The organism is Novosphingobium acidiphilum DSM 19966, assembly GCF_000429005.1.
Taxonomy (GTDB): domain Bacteria; phylum Pseudomonadota; class Alphaproteobacteria; order Sphingomonadales; family Sphingomonadaceae; genus Novosphingobium; species Novosphingobium acidiphilum.
In genome coordinates this window covers 177,902-198,431 of sequence record NZ_AUBA01000005.1, presented here as the reverse complement: position 1 = coordinate 198,431, position 20,530 = coordinate 177,902, and the positions used below count along the sequence as shown (strand labels likewise).

Below are 20,530 nucleotides of genomic sequence, written 5' to 3'. Positions count from 1 at the left end.
GGGTTAATGCCTTGCGCAGATTGCATCGGTTCGAAGCGGCAAGGGGGGGCGCATGGCCCGGATGATTGCGTGTCTGTGTGTGGCGGTGTCAGCCCTGCTGATGCCCCAGGCCGCGATGGCCGGGCTTGGCGGCAGTGTCGATACGGTTGGCGGCGATCCGGCCCGCATGCAGGTGCGTCTGCACGCGGTGGCACCCTCCGCACTGGGCGCCCGGCACACCCTGACGCTCGCCAACGGGGGCGAGGTGCGCGAATATACCAACGCGGCCGGGATCGTCTATGCGATCCGCTGGACCGGGCCGGGCAAGCCCGATCTTCAGGCCTTGCTGGGGCCACACTTCAGCGCGTTGCAGGCTGACAATCCGATTGCGACGCGCCGCGGCATGCGCCGTGCGCCGATGGTCAACCGGTCCAACCTCAAGATTGTCACAGGCGGGCGCTCCGGGGCGTTTTGGGGCTTTGCCTGGCTGCCGCAAAGCGTGCCGGCCGGATTTGACCCGCAGGCGCTGTGAAAGGATCGATGATGGTTGGCGGCGGGGTTGGGACTATGCGGCAGATCGCGGCAATTGTGGGCCTGTTGCTGCTTGCCGCCTGCGGCGGAAGCGGCGGCGGCGCCTCTTCGGGTGGATCGTCGTCATCAAGTTCGTCGGGCGGGACACCGCCGCCGGCCTTGACCAATTTTACCACCGTCACCGTCGATGCCGGGCCAGCCGCGCTCAATGTCGGCGCCGATGCCTATACCGCCACCAACGTGCCCTATGTCACTGTCACGATCTGCGCGCCGGGATCGACCACCAATTGCCAGACGATCGACCACGTGCTGCTCGATACCGGGTCGGTCGGGCTTCGGCTCGAGGCCTCGGTGCTGAATGCCTCGCTGTTGTCGGGCCTGACCCCGGAGACCGATGCATCGGGCAACGGCATCGGCGAATGCTATGAATATGTTGACAATTACGTGTTCGGATCGGTGCGTCTGGGTGATTTTACGATCGGCGGTGAAACCGTGGCGTCGATGCCGCTGCAGGTCATCGGCGATACCACCGGCGGGTTTGCCACCGTGCCCAACAGCTGTTCGTCAAGCGGCGGTACGAACATGAACACCGTCAAGACGCTTGCCGCCAACGGCATCATCGGGGTTGGCCTCGGCACGATCGATTGCGGATCGGCCTGCACGCGGACCAGCGGATCGGGCGGCGCAATCTATTACGATTGCCCCTCCAGCGGCTGCGCCAATGTGGTGACCCGCGCCGAGGCAACGTCTGCACCGTTCCAGCAACTGCCCAACCCGGTGGCCGCCTTTGCGGTCGACAACAACGGCACAATGCTGTCTTTGCCCAGCATTCCCAATGCCGGGGTGGTCAGCACCAGCGGCACGATTTATTTCGGGATAGGCACCCAGACCAACAACGGATTGGGGTCTGCCACCGTCCTGCCCGTCGATTCCAGCGGGTTTGTCACGGCCACGTATAATGGCACCGCGCTAAGCAACAGCTTTTTCGACAGCGGCAGCAATTTCATCTATTTCGTCGATGCCAGCATCCCGGAATGCACCCAAACCGGCTATACCGGGTTCTATTGCCCGCCGTCGCCGCTGGCGCTTTCGCCCACCGTTACCGGATCGGGCGGCGTTGGTTCGGCCAATGCCGCGTTTACCCTGATCGACGCCTACAACACCCCTGCGGCCACGTCGAACGCGGTTCCCGGGATCGGCGTCAACCCCAACACCCAGTCGTTTACGCAGCCGATCACCAACAGCTTCGATTTCGGTCTGCCGTTCTTTTTCGGACACACCATCTATACCGCCATCGCCGGCCGCCGGGCGGGTTCGGCCAACGGGCCGTACTTTGCGTTCTAGGCATTACCGGGGTGGCGCGTCGGTGATGCCCGTCCGCGCACCCGCGCCGGTCAACGGCACAAATCGGGCTGGCCGAACCCGGCTGCGCGATAGCGTGCCATCGCGCCGTTTGTGCACCAATACCAGGTGTTCCTGATCACCGGTTGGACCAACTGGCATGATCAACCGTCCTCCGGGCCGGAGCGCCCTTAACAGCTCAGCAGGCACCGCTGCGGCACCGGCAGCGACGACAATCGCGTCGAACGTTTCGCAGCCGAAATTGTGCATCGCGGCATCACCGGCCGCGACCGAGACATTTACGAACCCGCCGCGCTGCAAACGCCACGCCGCCAGCCGGGCAAGCGGTACGATAATCTCGATCGATGTCACGCTGGAACCCATTCGGGACAGCACAGCCGCCTGATATCCCGAGCCGGTGCCGACATCGAGCACGCAACCGCCACGCGGATCGGCAGCTGCCGCCAGCACCGCCACCAGTTCGGGGTGCGACATGATCTGATTCTGGCCGATATCAACCGGCCCGGGCAAATAGGCCAGATCATCCACCACCGGGCAGAGGAAATCCTCGCGCGGGACTGTGGCCATCGCGTCCAGGGCGCGCTCAATCGCCCCGGCAGCAAACCGATCGCGCAGCGGCAGCAGCCGTATGCGCAAAGCCTCGATCATTGCCTGACGCTGCACGAAAAAGTCGTCGGGCATCGCCACCAGCCAGGCATCGGCGGCATCTTCGGTCCACGGCGGTGCCGCATAGTCACGAAGGTCCCGGCGCAAAGTGGCAAGCGTTTGGTGCAGATATCCCATCGGGCCTCCCCATCGCGCAAGGTTAGCCGACGGACATCACCGATGTTGGTGCGGCACGATCCGTATGACCACGCAGACGCGTCAGATCACGCCGCGTGCGCTCAGATCGGCAAGCTCTTCGCCCGACAGGCCCAGCAGATCGCCATAGATTTCGGCATTGTGCTGCCCGACGATCGATGGGGCAGGGCGCCGCACGCTGCCCGGGGTGGCAGACAATTTCGGAAATACGCCCTGCATTTTCAGCGGGCCAAAGCGTTCGGTCGGCACGTCGATCAGCGCCTCGCGCGCCTGAAAATGCGGATCGGCAATCATGTCGGGCGCGCGATAGACGCGCCCGGCCGGGATCGAATGCCGGGTCATCAGCGTTTCGACTTCGTCGATGGTCAGGGTCTGCGTCCACGCGTCGATCAGCGCGTCGATCTCGGTCTGGTTTTCGCCGCGCGCAATATGTGTGGCAAAGCGTGGATCCTGGCCAAGTTCGGGTCGGCCCATTGCCTGCGCCAGCCGTTGCCACAGCGAATCCTTGTTGGCCCCGATCATGAAATCGCCGTCCTTGCAGCGATAGACATTCGATGGCGCGATGCCTTTCAGGATCGAGCCCGAGCGTTCGCGGATCAGGCCCGACCGGTCGTATTCGGGCACCAGCCCCTCCATCACCTGCAGCACGCTTTCGTACAGCGCAGCATCGATCACCTGGCCCCGACCGGTGCGGCTGCGCGCATGCAACGCGGCCAGCACGCCCATGCAGCCATACGTCGCGGTCAGCGTATCGCCGATCGACACGCCCATCCGGCTGGGCGGCCGGTCGGGCTCGCCCACGATATGCCGCCAGCCGCCCATCGCCTCGCCAATTCCGCCAAATCCGGCGCGCGAGGCATAAGGTCCGGTCTGGCCATAGCCCGACATGCGCGCGATAATCAGCCCGGGCTGCTGCGCCAGCAGCACATCGGGGCCCAGGCCCCACTTTTCCATCGTGCCCGGCTTGAAATTCTCGATCACCACATCGGCGCCGGCGATCAGGCGGCGCACCAGCGCCTGCCCTTCGGGCACGCGCAAGTTGGCGCTGACCGAACGCTTGTTGCGTGCGATCACTTCCCATTGCACTTTGTCGTCACCCAGGCCCCATTCGCGCAACGGGTCGCCGGTTACGGGCGGTTCCACCTTGATCACATCGGCGCCCATATCGCCCAGCAACTGGCCGCAAAACGGCCCTGCCAGCAATTGGCCGAGTTCGACCACGCGGATATCGTGCAAAGCGCCGGTGTTCATCGTCTGGGCCATATCAGGAACCTTTGGGAAACACAGGCGCGCGCGCCACCATGCCCGGCAAAGTGCGGTCCATTACGCCGCCCAGCCAGTGATTGGCCGCGATCAGCGCACGCAGATCCAGGCCCGTGGCCACGCCTGCGCGTTGCAGCATATAGACCACGTCCTCGGTTGCCACATTGCCCGATGCACCGGGTGCAAACGGGCACCCGCCCAGTCCGCCGATCGCCGCATCGACCGTGGCGGCGCCGGCCAGCACCGCGGCCCAGACATTGGCCAGGCCGGTGCCGCGCGTGTTGTGGAAATGCACCCGCACCGGGATCGGCGCGATCAGGTCGCGCACGCGGGCAACCAGCCGGGACACCTGCGCCGGATCGGCCACGCCGATGGTATCCGCCAGCCCGATCTCCACCGGCCCCGCCTGCGCCAGCGCGGCCGCCATCGCCAGCACGCGGTCGGGCGCCATTTCGCCTTCGAACGGACAGCCAAAGGCTGCGGCAATGGTGACTTGCGCGGTCTTGCCCGCGGCCTGCGCCATCGCGATGATATCTGACGCCGCGGCAACCGATCCGTCGCTGGTCTGGTTCTGGTTGGCCATGGCAAAGCTGTCGGTGGCAACCGCGACCGCGCCCAACTGGTCGATGCGGCCCGTGGCCAGCGCGCGCCCGGCGCCGCGCGCGTTCATCACCAGCCCGATATAGGTCACCTGGTCATGGTGGGGCAGGGCGGTGGCCACCGCCTCGGCGTCGGCCATTTGCGGCACGGCGCGCGGATTGACAAAGCTTGTCACTTCGATCCGGCGCGCGCCTGCGGCAATCGCGCGGGCGATCAGCGCCAGCTTGTCCGCAGTGGCCATCGCCACCTTCTCGTTCTGCAGCCCGTCGCGCGGGGCGACTTCGACAATCTCGATCGCGTTTGGCACCATGGTCTGCGCGGCCTCCAACCCCAGGCGCTATACGCGATCGGCGCCGCGCAACAAGGCGTGCGATGGCCCCGCTATCGGCTTTGGTCGGCGCGGCCCAGCGCGCGGAACACCATGACCAGCATCAGGTCGGGCACCTGGTCCAGCGCCGGCGGCTGGATCAGGGCAAAGGCGTGGGGCGTCTGGCAGTGCCACAGGCCGGGGGCATATTCGACAATGCCGTCGAGCAGCGGCGTGATCGGGGTTTCCTGCGCGGCAAAGCCGACACGCGTGTGCAGGTAATCGTCGGTCGATACCGCCAGAATTGCCTCGATCTCGATATGGCGGGCGATCTGCCCGATCAGCACGGCCACCGGATTGCGGTCCGCGCCGACCGGGATGCACAGCGCGCGGAATCCGTCGTGGGTCAGGCGTGCGGGGCACTGGCGTTGCATTTCGCCATCGGGGCCGACCATGATCACCGGCACATGTTCGCCCCCGCTGACCATATCGGCAAAGGTCAGCGGCGCGGCACAGCGCGTGGCGGCCAGGTTGGCCAGGCGCAGCGGCATCCCTTCGCCTGCAAGTTCGGCGGGCAAAAACATGCGCCGCGTGCCCTTCTGGTAGAATAGGCCCTTTTGTCGCAGCCCGCGCCGTGCCTCGGCCGCGTCGAACAGATCGAGCACTTCGTCGGTGCCCAGGTTTACATCGTGCTGAAACGCCGCAATCGTCGCCACTTCGGGCGGCAAAGGCAGGTACATCAGCCGGGTCATGCCCGCCGCTGCCGCCTCGCGCCACTGGCGATCGGCATCGTCGGGTTCGGCGCGGCGCATGGTGGCCCCGCGCGCAACATCGGCAAAGGCCACGCACCCGCCCTGAACCGCTGCGCGCACGCTGCTTTGGCGCGCCTTAATCGTGTTGTCGGCGCGGATCGGGATGCCATCTGCGGCATAGTCGATGACCGATCCCATCGCCGTGGTGCACAGCTGTTCCAGCACCGCGACATTGGCGACCATTGTGCCAAGCGCGATCGGATCAAAATGATGCCCATCAAACCACCCGCGCTTGTCGAGGCCGGATACTTCTGTTTCGCGCAGCAACAGATAGCGTCCGGCAACATGCACCTGCAGCGCCTGGGCCAGCAGCGGCCCGGCATAGCTTTGTACCGATCCGTTATAGCCCAGATCGACCATCATCAGCGTATCGCCGGGTGCGGGATCGACCGTGGCGCGCACATGCGCGGCCATGCGTTCGGCCATGCCTTGCGCATCGGCCAGAATGCTGCGCCGATTGGCGCGTTCACGGCACCATTGGCCCAGCGCCAGGCGCGCGCCCTGCGGATCGCGCCCGTGGCACAGGCGTTCGATGACGGCCGGATCGATCCGCAGCATCCGCGCCAGCGTCGGGGCCGGCGTGGTGCTATGTTCGGCCAGCAGCCGGGTCAGCGCGATATCGTTGTTCAGGCTGGCAAACGTTGCGGTCATCCGGCTGATCTCGATCGCGTGGGCGCGGTCATCCGGGCCACAGGCGCGATGCATCGCCAAAGGCAGATAGCCGTCGCGCAACATGAACAGCCAGTGGACCGTGCCGCCGCGCGCTGCCAGTTCGGCGGCCTGGGTGCGCAACCAGGCGTCAAACCCGTAAAACAGCGGCCCCAGCACGGAAAAACCCAACGCGCGCGCGGCATCGGGTTGGCGCGGTGCGCCCAACGCCAGCGCGGCGCGATGCGGCTGCGGGCGGGCCATGCGCGCGCAGCCATGGCCGAACAGCACGCCCGCGACCGTGCTTTCCAGCCGCAGCAGTTCGGCCATGTCTGCGCCAAACTGTTTCAGATGCATCGTGTTGACGCCAAACGGCCGTACGCCCAGCACATCGGCATGGTGGTTGTCGCCGATATGCAGGATCTGGTCGGGCCGCGCCTTGATCCGGGGCAGGACTTCGCCATACAGCCCTTCGGATTTGGGCTTCGCCCAGCTCGACGAACAGAACACGCGGTCGATCAGCCCGGCAACGTCATCGCCTGCCGCCGCTGCGATCAATTGCAGCAGTTGCCGCTGATCCAGATAGGTGTCGGACACGATGATCACCTTCATCCCGCGCCGCCGTGCTTCGCGCATCAGCGCCACCGTTGGCGCAAAGGCATGGCAATGCCGCGCCTCTGCTGCCAGTTCGGCCGCGATCGCGGCGGCACGTGTCCGCGGATCAGCGCGCGGCATGACCGCGGCATAGATCGCATCGATCGCCACATCGCGCGCATCGCGGGTTGCCCGCGCCAGTGCCCGCGCGCGGCCTTCACCCGTGGTGCGCTGCATCGGGGTGATGCCTGGCAGCGCGGCAAACAGATCCGCCGGCGCATGACAATCGCGCCACAACAGGGTGTCAAAGCAATCAAGGCTCAGCACTTTGAGCCCGGCATAGCGATCGAGCACATGCGGCAATTCATGCGGCAGGCACGATGCACCGTCGGTGACGGCAAAGGCCGAAGCCGGGATCGGCGCGGTCATCGCAGCAAGGCTCCGCCCCTGGGTATCCGCGCACGTCCCGTCATAACCAACCCCCTGATGCATAGACCCCCGGCCTAGCGCGGGCATGGTAAACGCACCCGCCATGCGGGCCTACGCAATGGCCCGGGCCGCGTCCCGGTCATTGCCTTGCCTGTACGTGCAGCCCGGTGGCGCACACGCGCATCTTTGCCCTATGCGGGCGGCCCCACGCATCCGCCGCGGCATGCAAGCCCGTGCTTGGCAGCCGCGGACGCTGATGCGATAGTCCCTTGTGCCCGACCGCGCTTGCCCCACAGGTTAGAACCCCATGCTGTCCGACATCGAAATCTCGCGCGCTGCCACGCTTCACCCCATTGCCGACATTGCCCTGCGCGCAGGGATTCCGGCCGATGCGATCGAACCCTATGGCCATTACAAGGCAAAGATCGATTTGGGCCGGCTTGATCCCGGCGATGCGGCGGGCAAACTGATCCTGGTGACCGCGATCAACCCGACCCCTGCGGGCGAGGGCAAGACCACCACCTCGGTCGGGCTGGCCGATGCGCTGAATAGGATCGGCAAGCGCACGATGCTGTGCCTGCGCGAACCATCGCTGGGCCCATGCTTTGGCACCAAGGGCGGCGCGGCTGGCGGCGGCTATGCGCAAGTGGTGCCGATGGAGGATATCAACCTTCATTTCACCGGCGATTTTCATGCGATCACCAGCGCGCACAATCTGCTGGCCGCGATGATCGACAATCATGTGTATTGGGGCAACGCGCTCGATATCGATGTGCGCCGGGTGGTGTGGCCGCGCGTGGCGGACATGAACGACCGCGCGCTGCGCGACATCGTGCAATCGCTCAACGGCCCCGGCAATGGCTATCCCCGCCAATCCGGCTTTGAAATCACCGTTGCATCAGAGGTCATGGCAATCCTGTGCCTGGCCGACGGGTTTGCCGATCTCGAGGCGCGGCTCAGCCGGATCGTGATCGGCCATACCCGCGACAAGCGGCCGGTGACGGCGCGCGATCTCAAGGCCGATGGCGCCATGGCCGTGCTGCTGGCGCAGGCGATCAAACCCAATCTGGTACAGACGCTGGAGGGCAATCCCGCGCTGGTCCACGGCGGGCCGTTTGCCAATATCGCGCATGGCTGCAATTCGGTGATCGCGACACGCACCGGGCTGAAACTTGCCGACTATGTCGTGACCGAGGCGGGGTTTGGTGCAGACCTGGGCGCGGAAAAATTCTTTGACATCAAATGCCGCCAGGCGGGACTGCGGCCCGATGCCGTGGTAATCGTGGCAACGGTCCGCGCGCTGAAGATGAACGGCGGCATCGACAAGGCCGATCTGGCCCACCCCGATGTCGATGCCGTCAGGCGCGGCGCGGTCAACCTGGTCCGTCACATCGAAAACGTGCGTCAATTCGGTGTGCCGGCGGTTGTTGCGATCAACCGGTTTCACACCGACAGCGATGCCGAACTGGCGGCCATCGCGGCGATCGCCGAAACGCACGGATCACAGGCGATACTGTGCACGCATTGGTCCGACGGCGGCGCCGGTGCCGAAGACCTGGCGCGGCGCGTGGCCGAAATCGCCCAAACCCCGTCGCAATTTGCCCCGCTGTATGACGACGGCATCGCCCTGTTCGACAAGATCAGCACCGTGGCAACGCGAATCTACCGCGCCGAGGCGGCGGTGGCCGCGCCCGCGGTCCGCGCAAAGCTCGCCCAATGGGAAGCCGACGGCTACGGGCATCTTCCGGTCTGTATCGCCAAGACGCAATACAGCTTTTCAACCGACCCCGCGCTGCTTGGCGCGCCCACCGGGCACATCGTATCGGTGCGCGATGTCCGGCTGTCGGCGGGGGCAGGGTTTGTCGTCGCCATCTGCGGCGCGATCAGGACGATGCCCGGCCTGCCACGCGTGCCGGCGGCCGAGTCGATCCGCGTTGACGCCGAGGGACTGATCGAGGGTTTGTTTTGACGTGTCGCGCTCTGTGGAAGTTGACCCAAATTCCACTTGAGTCCGCTTGAATGGAACGCGACGCATCTGTCGCATTCCGTGGAAGCTGACTCAAATTCCACAAAACTGACTCAAACTGGCAGGTGCTGGAGGTGTAACGGTCGGTGCAGTGCGCGACTGGACCGACAGCAGCCCGCTGCAAATCCCTGCTTGTCTGCTGTTCAATGGGAAGGTGATCCATTACCCTGTCGCACTTCAACGCAGGGCCGAGCGAATGTTAAAACTTTTCAAAAAGAAGCCGGAAACGAAAATCTACGATAACGTCCAGAATTTCAGCTTCGACACGGTTTGCGCACTACTCGCCAATAGGAACAAAGGCCGCGATCCAGACGTGATGCAGTCGGTAGCTGCAATGGGATCATGCGTGGCCGCGACTAGGGACTTCATGGGCGTCCTGTCCCCCGCGATGCCCACGATCCTGAAGCGGGTCAACGCAGACATCTTCGCTATGGAATGTTTGGCATTCGTGACGCCCACGATCACGAGGGCGGTCTATTTGCAACGATCCAAGGAGCGAGCCACAGGCCTCGACCGCATTTGGCTCCCACTGTCATCCACCCCCAGAACCATCAAAGACCAGTTTATCGAAAGGTCTGCCCCCGGTCTCGGCGCGATCTGGCTCGAACGCTGGAAGGAATACCGAAACACTGAGGACCTTTCGGATCGGTTCGGGTTACTGTGTTATCTGCTGTATACCTCAAGCGGTTACGACTTGATACAAGAGAGATACCCGAAGTCTCCGCCAACGATCTTGGAGCTATTCTTCGGCATCGAGCAAATGCTCGCATATAGTGCTGGGCTACAATCCATCCTGAACTCGGTCGAGAACTTCAAAAAGGTCGATGCGGTCATGCCGGACTTCGACCCCTTCGACGACGAAGACGAACTGCTTGGCGAGGACGATGACGACCTCTGACCCGTGGCGGTCCATATCGGGGGAACCCTCTCGCCCCCCGCAGGGGACCCAATAATTGAGTTTTTGCGTCACAGCTAAGGATTACGGCGACAAGGATTACGGTGAAAGGTGCGAGAACCTCTATATGCCGGGCGAATCTTCATGAGTCAGTGAACACGGAATATCCGGTGGATTGAGTCAGTCTATGCGGAATTTTGAGTCCCGCTAGTTAGCCCGAGCGGTAGCCAATTTTATACAAATCCGCCGTTTACGGTTACCGATTTGAGTCAGCGCCTATGGAACGCGACACCATCAGCGAAATAATTGGCGCGCCCTGCAGGATTCGAACCTGCGGCCACCGGCTTAGAAGGCTGGTGCTCTATCCAACTGAGCTAAGGGCGCGCGCGTGATCCGCATAGGACGGGTTGGGGGGCGTTGCAAAGGGGTCTTGATAGGGGCGGTGTTCGGCGGTTTGTCACAGACCCGCAAAAAACCTGCGCGTGGTGTGGCGCGTATGATCCGCGCAAGCATTGCGCAGTGCCCGGATTTCAATCGCGGTACGACGGATCTTCGGCGTCCAGCATCGATTTCAGGTGGTCGAAATGGGCAAAGGCCATGCCACGATAGGCATCCCAGCCTTGTGCAGTGTGTTCGGCGATGGCGTCGCTCATCACCTGCAACGGGCGCCCGGTGGCATAGGCGCGCAGCAGGGTTTCGGCGGCTTTTTCCAGGAAATACAGGTTTTCGAATGCTTCGGCCACGGTTTCGCCCACGCAGGTCACGCCGTGGTTGGCCATGATCAGGGTCGGGGCCTGCGCCAGCAGGGCGGCGATGCGGATGCCTTCGTCGTCCTGGTCGGCGATGCCGCCGCATTCCGGATCGATCACATAACGCCCGAAAAACCGCGCCGTGTTCTGGTCGATCGGCACAATGCGCGGGTCGGCCAGCGTGGTCAGGGTGGTGGCCGCGATCGGGTGGCAATGCAGGATCACGCGTGCCTGCGGGACGCGGGCGTGGGCGTTGCCGTGGATGCACCAGGCCGATGCATCGGGCGCATCGGGGCCGGTCATCGCCGGCGCGTCATCGACATCGAGCACTTGCAGATCGCTGGCGCGGATCGTGGCAAAGTGCCGCCATTTGCGGTTCATCACAAACCGCCGGCCATCGGCCGACAGCGCCGCGCTGAAATGATTGCCCACCGATTCGTGCCAGCCAAACCGCGCGCACAGCCGGAACGCCGCGGCCAGGTCGATGCGCAACGCGCCTTCGTCGATCACGCCGAAAACCGCCCTTCGCCCGACAGTTTGCGCCAGCGACTGCGCAATTCGCCACGGTCGGTATAAGTGCCGCGCAAATGACGATCGCCGCTTTCGGCAACGAACGCGGATCGCGCATGGACCACGCGATGGTTGTCGAACACGATGCATTCGCCGGCGTTGAGGCGGAACCGCATGACAAAACGCGGGTCCTGCAACAGCCGGCCAAACCGGCAGAACGCGGGGTAATAGGCATCGAGAAAGCGTTGATCGTGGTCAAACACGTCGGCCATGTGCTGGCTGATGGTCACGCCCGAAATATCGCCCTGGTCATCCAGTTCGATCACCCGCTGGCGCGCGCGCATGTCATACCGGTCATGTTCGTTGTAAAACGGCACCGTGGTTTCGCACAGCAGGCGAAAATCCTCAGGGTGGGTGCGGCGCAATTCGGCGGCAACAGCGGCGCCATCGACAAACAGGCTTTCCCCGCCATCCACCGAATTGCGGCGGCAATGCAGGAATTGCACCCCCGGGGCCAGGTCTTCGGCCGGCACATCGGTGTGCAGTTCCAGCGCCTTGGCGGTATAGGCCAGATTGTCGGGATCGATATGCAGCTTCACATCGAAATAGGCGCCAAAAAACGTGGGCCGGGGAAACCCGATCAGATTGGCCGCATCGGTCAGCCCCTGGTCGCTGTCGGGCATATCGGTCAGGATCGCCACGCCCTGGGTCAACAGCGCATGGACCCACGCCTTCAGCGCGGCGCGGTCGGTGCTGACCGCGCCGTACGCAAACCGGGCCATGGCGGGGTAATGGTCGGCATGCCAGTACTGGCGCGGCAGGATCGCCGGATCGTGGCGCGGTGTGCCATGCGCATGCGCCGCCAGCCAGGTCAGCGGATAGGTCGAACAATGCCCCGATCCAGCCCATTCGATCTGCAGCGCATCATCGGCAACCACGGCCCGCCTTGGACGCGGCGGGGCGGTTTCGGCAAAGATGTCATAAACCCGTTCGCGCGTTTCTGCATCGAACGACGTGGCGCAATTGTCGCGCAGCCAGTGATAGTTGAAATAATGCGACGCACCGTCCGCAAGCATGACCTCAAGCCCGTGATCATGCAGGGCAGGGGCGGGCGCGGGGGCGATGGTGGCCATGGCAGGGTTCCTAAACAGCGTCGGGTCAACGGTAACCAAGTGCGTTGGCCGCTCAAGTCAGGAAAATTGTCCGACTGCTTAATTTGTTGTTGCGGATGTGCCGGCGTGGCGCGCGGTTGCACCAAAACAGTCTTTGCGCAGGGCCTGATTGCGGTTAGCCTTGGGCGATGAACGAACCACAGATTGCCCGCATCGACGGCACCCATGGCGCACGGCGTCATTTCCGGTACTTCGATTACATGATGGCCGCATTTGTCGGCATCCTGCTGCTGTCGAACCTGATCGGGGCGGCCAAAAGCGCGGAAATCGGCGGATGGAAATTCGGCGCGGGCATTTTGTTTTTCCCGCTGTCCTATGTGCTGGGCGATGTCCTGACCGAAGTCTATGGCTATGCCAATGCGCGGCGCTGTGTGTGGGTGGGGTTTTTTGCGCTGCTGTTCATGGCGGTCATGAGCTATGTCGTGGTGGCGATGCCGCCGTCGGCCGATTGGGGCTGTACGTCGAGCAATGATCCCCAATTTGCGGCGATCATCGCCAAAACCTCGTCCGGAGCGCTGTGCCAGACAACCTATGTGTCGGTGTTCGGCAACACCGGGCGGATTGTCGCCGCGTCGGTGATTGCGTTCTGGGCCGGGGAATTCGTCAATTCGTTCGTGATTGCGCGGATGAAAGTGCTGACCCAGGGGCGCCATCTGTGGACGCGCACCATCGGATCGACCGTGTTCGGCCAGGCGGTCGACAGCACGCTGTTCTATCCGATCGCGTTCCTTGGCATCATGAGCAACGATCTGGTGTTTACCATCGCGTGGCACAACTGGATGTTCAAGGTGCTGTGGGAAGTGCTGCTGACGCCGTTCACCTATTGGATCGTGGCGTTTCTGAAACGGCGCGAGGGGGTCGATGTCTATGATACCGACACCGATTTTTCCCCCTTTGCCACGTCGGCCGCGGTCTGACCCTGCATCAATCGGCGATCAGCGCGATCGCGATATAGATCAGGATCGCCGAGCCAAAGCCGGCCAGCGTGCCGATCACGAAGCCGGCGCGAACCAGCATCGGATCCCAGCCGAAATGTGCGGCAATGCCCGCGCAGACGCCCAGGAATTTGCCATTGGCGCGGTCAAGACGGAAACGGGTGGACATGGTCAGGTGCTCCTGTGGAATGCGGGACGGTTCAGGCGGTGATCTGTGCGGGGCTGACCGGAACGGCAACCGTTGCCGACAGCGTGGTGGCCGAAAGGATCATGGCGGCGAAAAGCAGAGCGAAGGTCTTCATGGTGATTTACCCCTGTTTGATGTGACTGACCCAGCGATTGCACGGGCCGTGCCAATTGCGAAAAATGGCGCAATTGCGGGGTTTTTACGGCTGTGGCGCACATCGCATGCGGTAAATCGCGCCAATGGATCGCAAATTGCGCCGAACATTGGCCCTGTTTCATTTTGGCCGGGACGCCGCTTTGGGCTTGCCTTTTTGTTCCGCGCTCCTTATCTGCACGATCAATCCCGACATTGTGAAAGCAAGGTCAGGCTGGCGCCACAGGGCACCGGCACGACATCGCATTTGCAACGCAGCCGGATCGCTTCGGAGTATCAATGACCGCTATCGCCCGCATTGCCGAGATTGTTGAGCCCGAGGCACGTGCGCTCGGCTATGATCTGGTGCGAGTCGTGCTTTACGGCAAAAGCGAAGTGGGCGATGAAGAACGCACGTTGCAGGTCATGGCCGAACGGCCCGACACCGGCCAGTTGCTGATCGATGATTGCGCCGCGCTGTCGCACCGCATTTCCGACCGGCTCGATGCGCTGGAAGACGCGGGCGAAGTGCTGATCGAGGGGGCCTATCGGCTTGAGGTCAGTTCGCCGGGAATTGACCGTCCGCTGACCCGGCCCAAGGATTTTGCCGCGTGGATCGGGCACGAGGCGCGGATCGAACTTCGCGAGCTGCTCGACAAGCGCAAGCGGTTTCGCGGCGATCTGACCGGTTTTGATGCCGATACAAACACGATTTCGATCGAGGAGGATGCCGTGGTATATACCGTGCCATTCGATCTCGTGGACAATGCCAAGCTTATCCTTACGGACAAGCTGATAGTCGCTTCCCGCCCGATCGACATGACCGGCGCGGACACAATCGTCGAGGAACAGGAAGACTAAGCCATGGCCAGTGCGATTTCCGCCAACCGCGCCGAGCTTCTGGCAATTGCGAACGCAGTTGCCAGCGAAAAGATGATCGACAAGTCGATCGTCATCGAAGCGATGGAAGAAGCCATCCAGAAATCGGCGCGCAACCGTTACGGCGCCGAAAACGACATTCGCGCCAAGCTTGATCCGCGCACCGGCGATCTGCGCCTGTGGCGCGTGGTCGAAGTGGTGGAAGAGGTCGAAGACTACTTCAAGCAGGTCGACATCAAGCAGGCTGAAAAGCTGCAGCCCGGCGCGGTGGTCGGCGATTTTATCGTCGATCCGTTGCCCGCTGTGGAACTGGGCCGCATCGATGCGCAATCGGCCAAGCAGGTGATCTTTCAGAAGGTCCGCGATGCCGAACGCGAACGCCAGTTCGAAGAATTCAAGGACCGGGTGAACGAAGTGATCACCGGTGTGATCAAGTCGGTCGAATTCGGCCACGTGATCGTCAACCTGGGCCGCGCCGAAGGTGTGATCCGCCGCGATCAGCAGATTCCGCGCGAAGTGCCGCGTGTGGGCGAACGCGTCCGTGCGCTGGTGATGAAGGTTGAACGCACCAACCGCGGTCCGCAGATCTTTCTCAGCCGCGCCCACCCCGAATTCATGAAAAAGCTGTTCGCGCAGGAAGTGCCCGAAATCTACGATGGTATCATCGAGATCAAGGCAGCCGCGCGCGATCCCGGCAGCCGCGCCAAGATCGGCGTGATCAGCCGCGACAGCTCGATCGATCCGGTTGGCGCCTGCGTCGGCATGAAGGGCAGCCGCGTGCAGGCGGTGGTGCAGGAACTGCAGGGCGAAAAGATCGACATCATCCCCTGGAGCGAAGACACCGCAACCTTTGTCGTCAACGCGCTGCAGCCGGCAACGGTCAGCCGCGTGGTGATCGACGAGGAAGAAAGCCGCATCGAGGTGGTGGTGCCCGATGACCAGCTGAGCCTGGCGATCGGTCGCCGCGGCCAGAATGTGCGCCTTGCGTCGTCGCTGACGGGATCGGCAATCGACATCATGACCGAGGCCGAGGCTTCGGAAAAGCGCCAGAAGGAATTCACCGAACGGTCCAAGACCTTCGAGGAAGAACTCGACGTTGACGAAACGCTGTCGCAGCTGCTGGTGGCCGAAGGCTTCAGCGAACTGGAAGAAGTCGCCTATATCGACATCAGCGAGCTGTCGAATATCGACGGTTTCGATGACGAACTTGCCGGCGAACTGCAGAACCGCGCACTCGAAGCACTGGAACGTCGCGAAGAGGGCCAGCGCGAAGAACGTCGCAACCTGGGTGTCGAAGATGCCCTGGCCGAATTGCCGCACCTGACCGAAGCGATGCTGGTCACGCTGGGCAAGGCCGGGATCAAGACGCTTGACGATCTGGCCGATCTTTCGACCGACGAACTGATCACGCGCAAGCGCGTCAATGAACAGCGTCGCCGCGGCAACAGCAATGAACGTCCCGACCGGCGCGAGCGTTCGGAACGGACCGAAGACAAGGGCGGCGTGCTGGGCGAATACGGCCTGAACGAAGAACAGGGCAACGAAATCATCATGGCCGCACGCGCCCACTGGTTCGACGACGAACCGGCCGCGCCCGCTGCAGCTCCAACCGAGGAGGCCGCCCATGCGGAATCCTCGCAATGAGCCGCTAACGCCGCAGATCCGGGGCAAGGCCCGCGGCCCGATTGCACATCGGGGCGCAGGCAGCACCCCCGTGCCTGACCGGACGGACCGTGATGGTTTGCCCGAAGGCGGACTTGCGTCCGCGCGCCCCGTGCCCGAACGCAAATGCATCCTGACCGCGCGGCATGACACGCGCGATGATCTGATCCGCCTGGCCATATCGCCCGATGGCGATGTCCTGCCCGATGTGCTGGCGCGTGCGCCGGGACGCGGCGCATGGATCGGGGTAACCCGGGCCGAGCTTGACCAGGCCATGACCAAGGGCAAGCTGAAGGGCGCGTTGGCGCGGGCCTTCAAGGGCACGCCGCTGACCATTCCCGCCGACCTTGGCGATCGCATCGAGACGGCATTGCGCCGTGCACTGGCCGATCGGCTGGGGATCGAATTGCGCGCCGGGATGATCGTGCTGGGCACAGAAAAAATTGCCGCTGCGGCGCGCGCCGGCGTGGTTACGTTTCTGGGCCATGCCAGCGATGCCGGCGGCGATGGCGCGGGCAAACTGGCCCAGGCCTGGCGCGTGGGCGAAATGGCCGAAGGCACGGGCATGAAAGGCACGATCTTGCCGCTGGACCGTGCGGCACTGTCTGTGGCATTGGGCCGCGACAACGTCGTACACCTGGCGCTGACCGATGCTGCTGCCGCCGCGCGCGTGACAGGGCTGCTCGGGCGTCTCAAGCATTTTACCGGGTACGACAGCGGGTGCGAACCTGCCGATGAGGGATCTGCCGTGACGGCCGACCCGAGCGATGAAATTGATACGAAGGGCGAATGAGTTCGATGAGCGATAGCGACAAGAAGCCGACACTCGGCCGCAGGCCACTGGGCCTGAAGACCTCGGTGGAAGCCGGCGAGGTCAAGCAGACCTTCAGCCACGGCCGCACCAACAAGGTGGTGGTCGAAGTGAAGCGGCGCAAGATCATGCCGCGTCCGGGCGAAGCCGCTGCGCCCGAAGCGCCCGTGCCAGCGCAGGCCGCCCCCGCGCCGCAGCCGGTCGCGCGTCCGACTCCGCCGCCCCCGCCGCCGTCTGCGCCCGCCGCCTCGCGCGAGACGCGTCAGGAACTGCAGTCGCGTCTGCTGCGCGAAGCCGAAGAGGCGCGCCTGGCCTCGGCCGAAGCCAACAACCGTCGCGAACAGGAAGAGCGTCAGCGCGCTGCGGAAGATGCCCGTCGCCGCACCGACGAGGCGCGCAATCCCGAACCGCAGGGCGAAACGCCCGCGCCCGCAGCGGTGGCCGATGCCGCATCCGAACCCGTCGTCCAGGCATCAGAGCCCGCCCCGGCCGTCGAAGCCGCGGCCCCGGACCGGGCCGAGCCCGAGACGCCGGCTGCCGAAGACACGCGCGCGGTGCAGACCGCACCCCGCAGGTTCACCCCGGTGGCGCCGATCAAGCGCCCCGAACCGGCCGCGAAAAAGCCCGCGCATGCCCCGCGCGACAAGAACGCCAATGACCGTCGCCAGGCGGGCAAGCTGACCGTGACGCGCGCGCTCAACGATGATGAAGGCGCACGCGCGCGTTCGCTCGCCGCGCTGAAGCGCGCACGCGAAAAGGAACGCCGCGCGCATTACGCCGGACAGCAGCACGTGCGTGAAAAACAGGTGCGCGACGTGATCGTGCCCGAAGCGATCACCGTGCAGGAACTGTCCAACCGCATGGCCGAAAAGGCCGCCGATCTGGTCAAGGCCCTGTTCAAGATGGGGGTTATGGTCACCATCAACCAGACCATCGACCAGGACACCGCCGAACTGTTGGTGACCGATTTCGGCCACAACGTGCAGCGCGTCAGCGCCAGCGATGTCGATATCGACACCAGCACCGACGTCGATGCCGAGGATTCGCTTCAGGTGCGTCCGCCGGTCGTGACGATCATGGGCCATGTCGATCACGGCAAGACCAGCCTGCTTGACGCGCTGCGCGGCACCGATGTGGTACGCGGCGAAGCCGGTGGCATTACCCAGCATATCGGCGCCTATCAGATCAAGACCAAGGGCGGTGACCACATCACCTTCCTCGACACGCCGGGCCACGAAGCCTTTACCGAAATGCGCATGCGCGGCGCCAATGTCACCGACATCGTCGTGCTGGTGGTGGCCGCCGATGACGGCATCATGCCGCAGACGGTAGAAGCGATCAACCACACCAAGGCCGCCGGCGTGCCGATGATCGTGGCGATCACCAAGGCGGACAAGCCCGAGGCCAATCCGCAGAAGATCCGCGAACGGCTGCTGGAATACGAAGTCCTGGTCGAGGAAATGTCGGGCGACGTGCAGGATGTCGAGGTTTCGGCCAAGACCGGTGCGGGTCTCGACACGCTGATCGAAAAGATCCTGTTGCAGGCCGAATTGCTCGAACTGCGCGCCAATCCCGATCGCGCCGCCGAGGCGACCGTGATCGAGGCCAAGCTGGACAAGGGCAAGGGGCCGTTGGCCACCGTGCTGGTGCGGCGCGGCACGCTGAAAGTCGGCGACATCCTGGTGGTCGGCACCCAGTCAGGCCGCGTGCGCGCGATGCTTGACGACAAGGGGCGCCAGATCAAGACCGCAGGGCCATCGTTGCCGGTCGAAGTGCTGGGCATCGGCGGCGTGCCGATGGCCGGGGACACGCTGACCGTGGTTGAAAACGAAGCGCGTGCGCGCGAAGTTGCGACCTATCGCGAGGAAATGGCCCAGGCCAAGCGCACCACATCGCCGCAGGCGAGCATCGACACGATGTTCTCGGCGCTGAAGGCCAAGGAAGTCGTGATCGAGTTCCCCGTGGTCATCAAGGGCGACGTGCAGGGCTCGACCGAAGCGATTGTCAACGCGCTCAACCGGTTGTCGACCGACGAGATCAAGGTGCGTGTGCTGTCTTCGGGCGTTGGCGCGATCACCGAAGGCGATGTTACCCTGGCGCAGGCCACGGGTGCGCCGATCATCGGGTTCAACGTGCGTCCCAATGCCAAGGCGCGCGAACTGATCGAACGCAACAAGGTGCAGCTGAAATATCACGACGTGATCTACAAGCTGACCGATGAAATCGCGCGCGAAATGGCCGGTGAACTCGGACCTGAACGCATCGAAACCGTGGTTGGCCGCGCCGAAGTCAAGGAAGTCTTTGCCGCCGGCAAGCGTGACAAGGCGGCCGGTCTGCTGGTGCTCGAAGGCTATATCCGCAAGGGTATCCATGCGCGGCTTACCCGCAACGATGTCATCGTCTCGGCCACGCTCATCGCGTCGCTGCGCCGGTTCAAGGACGACGTTGCCGAAGTGCGCGCGGGTCTGGAATGCGGTGTGGTGCTGGCCGATACCAACGACATCAAGCCGGGCGACATGCTCGAAGTGTTCGAAGTCGAAGAACGCGCCCGCACGCTGTAACCAAACCCTCCCCACCATGGGGAGGGGGACCACCCGAAGGATGGTGGAAGGGGGCGGTCGGCCCGGCACGTCAATCGCGCGTCGTGCCGCCGGGTGTCGTCTTTCCATCACGCTTCGGGCGGTTGCTTTCCCGGTGACGGGTCGGATCAGGCGGGGCCCGGGGTCTCGCCATCGGGCCTGCGGCGGCCTATATCGATCACGTCGATGGGGTTGGGATCAGCATGCTGGTCGCAGCCGCATGCTGGAAACTGGATAACAACACACGTGGCCCGTCCCAATCAGACCCCCGAAACCCGCTCTGTCCGCCTGTTGAAGGTGGGTGAACAGGTGCGCCACATCCTGTCGGAACTGCTGCTGCGGCAGGAAGTGCATGATGAAGTACTGACCGCGCACACCGTGTCGGTGACCGAAGTGCGCATGTCGCCCGATTTGCGCCACGCCACCGTGTTCGTCAAATCGCTGCTGGGCAGCGACGAGGAACTGGTGATCAGCGCGCTGCGCACCAACACCGCGTTTTTCCAGCGCGAAGTCGCCGGGCGGCTCAAGCTGAAATATGCGGCCAAGCTGAAATTTCAGTCCGATGTCAGTTTCGACGTGGCCAGCCACATCGATCAGCTGTTGAACGATCCGCGCGTCAGCCGCGATCTGGGCGATGTGCCCGGCAGCGATCAGGACGCCTGATCGG

General features: G+C 63.8%; 18 protein-coding genes and 1 tRNA gene. 11 read left to right on the top strand and 8 right to left on the bottom strand.

Translation table 11 applies throughout. The annotated features are described in order from the left end of the window. Positions 1–52: 52 nt before the first annotated feature. On the top strand, positions 53–511 hold the full coding sequence (locus G404_RS0106385; protein WP_036520591.1) for a DUF2844 domain-containing protein: 459 nt from the start codon (positions 53–55) through the stop codon (positions 509–511). 35 nt (positions 512–546) lie between these two features. Then, positions 547–1,854 (top strand): DUF3443 family protein, encoded by a 1,308-nt coding sequence (locus tag G404_RS0106380; protein WP_028640338.1) that lies wholly within the window; start codon positions 547–549, stop codon positions 1,852–1,854. 3 nt (positions 1,855–1,857) lie between these two features. Here G404_RS0106380 and G404_RS18325 read toward each other — a convergent pair whose 3' ends face one another. The 4 genes from G404_RS18325 to G404_RS18320 form a co-directional block, all read right to left on the bottom strand. Beyond that, entirely contained in the window at positions 1,858–2,655 is a 798-nt protein-coding gene (locus tag G404_RS18325) for a protein-L-isoaspartate O-methyltransferase family protein (protein WP_051280279.1), read from the bottom strand. A gap of 81 nt (positions 2,656–2,736) precedes the next feature. After that, on the bottom strand, positions 2,737–3,936 hold the full coding sequence (locus G404_RS0106370) for a CaiB/BaiF CoA transferase family protein (RefSeq protein WP_245584417.1): 1,200 nt from the start codon (positions 3,934–3,936) through the stop codon (positions 2,737–2,739). A gap of 1 nt (position 3,937) precedes the next feature. Next, positions 3,938–4,846, bottom strand: coding sequence for a hydroxymethylglutaryl-CoA lyase (locus tag G404_RS0106365; RefSeq protein ID WP_028640336.1), 909 nt, complete (start codon positions 4,844–4,846; stop codon positions 3,938–3,940). A gap of 71 nt (positions 4,847–4,917) precedes the next feature. Further along, entirely contained in the window at positions 4,918–7,326 is a 2,409-nt protein-coding gene (locus G404_RS18320) for a hypothetical protein (RefSeq protein ID WP_051280277.1), read from the bottom strand. A 307-nt stretch (positions 7,327–7,633) separates the two neighbouring features. Here G404_RS18320 and G404_RS0106355 point away from each other — a divergent pair, with 307 nt between their 5' ends. Together G404_RS0106355 and G404_RS0106350 are read left to right on the top strand one after the other, a co-directional pair. Beyond that, the gene (locus G404_RS0106355; protein ID WP_028640335.1) at positions 7,634–9,295 is read left to right on the top strand and encodes a formate--tetrahydrofolate ligase; all 1,662 of its coding nucleotides are present in this window, start codon (positions 7,634–7,636) and stop codon (positions 9,293–9,295) included. A 148-nt stretch (positions 9,296–9,443) separates the two neighbouring features. Then, positions 9,444–10,250: a hypothetical protein gene (locus G404_RS0106350; protein ID WP_156906218.1), complete on the top strand. Its 807-nt coding sequence runs from the start codon at positions 9,444–9,446 to the stop codon at positions 10,248–10,250. 304 nt (positions 10,251–10,554) lie between these two features. Here the strand turns inward: G404_RS0106350 and G404_RS0106345 are convergent. The 3 genes from G404_RS0106345 to G404_RS0106335 form a co-directional block, all read right to left on the bottom strand. Then, positions 10,555–10,631 (bottom strand) — tRNA-Arg (locus tag G404_RS0106345). Positions 10,632–10,777: 146 nt separating this feature from the next. Then, entirely contained in the window at positions 10,778–11,506 is a 729-nt protein-coding gene (locus G404_RS0106340) for a class II aldolase/adducin family protein (protein ID WP_028640333.1), read from the bottom strand. Next, positions 11,503–12,639, bottom strand: a complete 1,137-nt coding sequence (locus G404_RS0106335; RefSeq protein WP_028640332.1) for a TauD/TfdA family dioxygenase — start codon at positions 12,637–12,639, stop codon at positions 11,503–11,505. Before G404_RS0106335 ends, G404_RS0106340 begins: the two co-directional genes overlap by 4 nt. A 167-nt stretch (positions 12,640–12,806) precedes the next feature. Here G404_RS0106335 and G404_RS0106330 point away from each other — a divergent pair, with 167 nt between their 5' ends. Beyond that, on the top strand, positions 12,807–13,595 hold the full coding sequence (locus G404_RS0106330; RefSeq protein ID WP_028640331.1) for a queuosine precursor transporter: 789 nt from the start codon (positions 12,807–12,809) through the stop codon (positions 13,593–13,595). Between the two features lie 7 nt (positions 13,596–13,602). Here G404_RS0106330 and G404_RS0106325 read toward each other — a convergent pair whose 3' ends face one another. Then, positions 13,603–13,782 carry a PspC domain-containing protein gene (locus G404_RS0106325; protein ID WP_028640330.1) on the bottom strand — a complete coding sequence of 60 codons (180 nt, stop codon included), beginning with the start codon at positions 13,780–13,782 and terminating at the stop codon, positions 13,603–13,605. A gap of 181 nt (positions 13,783–13,963) precedes the next feature. Between G404_RS0106325 and G404_RS0106315 the strand changes: the two genes are divergently transcribed. The 6 genes from G404_RS0106315 to rbfA all read left to right on the top strand — a co-directional run bounded on the left by G404_RS0106315 (position 13,964) and on the right by rbfA (position 20,526). After that, a complete protein-coding gene (locus tag G404_RS0106315; protein ID WP_028640329.1) occupies positions 13,964–14,236 on the top strand; it encodes a hypothetical protein in 273 nt (90 codons plus the stop codon). Continuing rightward, entirely contained in the window at positions 14,233–14,793 is a 561-nt protein-coding gene (gene rimP / locus G404_RS0106310) for a ribosome maturation protein RimP (protein WP_028640328.1), read from the top strand. The genes G404_RS0106315 and rimP overlap by 4 nt, the downstream gene beginning before the upstream one ends. Positions 14,794–14,796: 3 nt before the next feature. Then, the gene (gene nusA / locus G404_RS0106305) at positions 14,797–16,455 is read left to right on the top strand and encodes a transcription termination factor NusA (RefSeq protein WP_028640327.1); all 1,659 of its coding nucleotides are present in this window, start codon (positions 14,797–14,799) and stop codon (positions 16,453–16,455) included. Then, positions 16,436–17,266, top strand: coding sequence for a DUF448 domain-containing protein (locus G404_RS0106300; protein ID WP_028640326.1), 831 nt, complete (start codon positions 16,436–16,438; stop codon positions 17,264–17,266). The genes nusA and G404_RS0106300 overlap by 20 nt, the downstream gene beginning before the upstream one ends. Before the next feature lie 5 nt (positions 17,267–17,271). Next, positions 17,272–19,845, top strand: coding sequence for a translation initiation factor IF-2 (gene infB, locus G404_RS0106295; protein WP_028640325.1), 2,574 nt, complete (start codon positions 17,272–17,274; stop codon positions 19,843–19,845). Between the two features lie 264 nt (positions 19,846–20,109). After that, the gene (gene rbfA, locus G404_RS0106290; protein WP_028640324.1) at positions 20,110–20,526 is read left to right on the top strand and encodes a 30S ribosome-binding factor RbfA; all 417 of its coding nucleotides are present in this window, start codon (positions 20,110–20,112) and stop codon (positions 20,524–20,526) included. Positions 20,527–20,530: the final 4 nt, after the last annotated feature.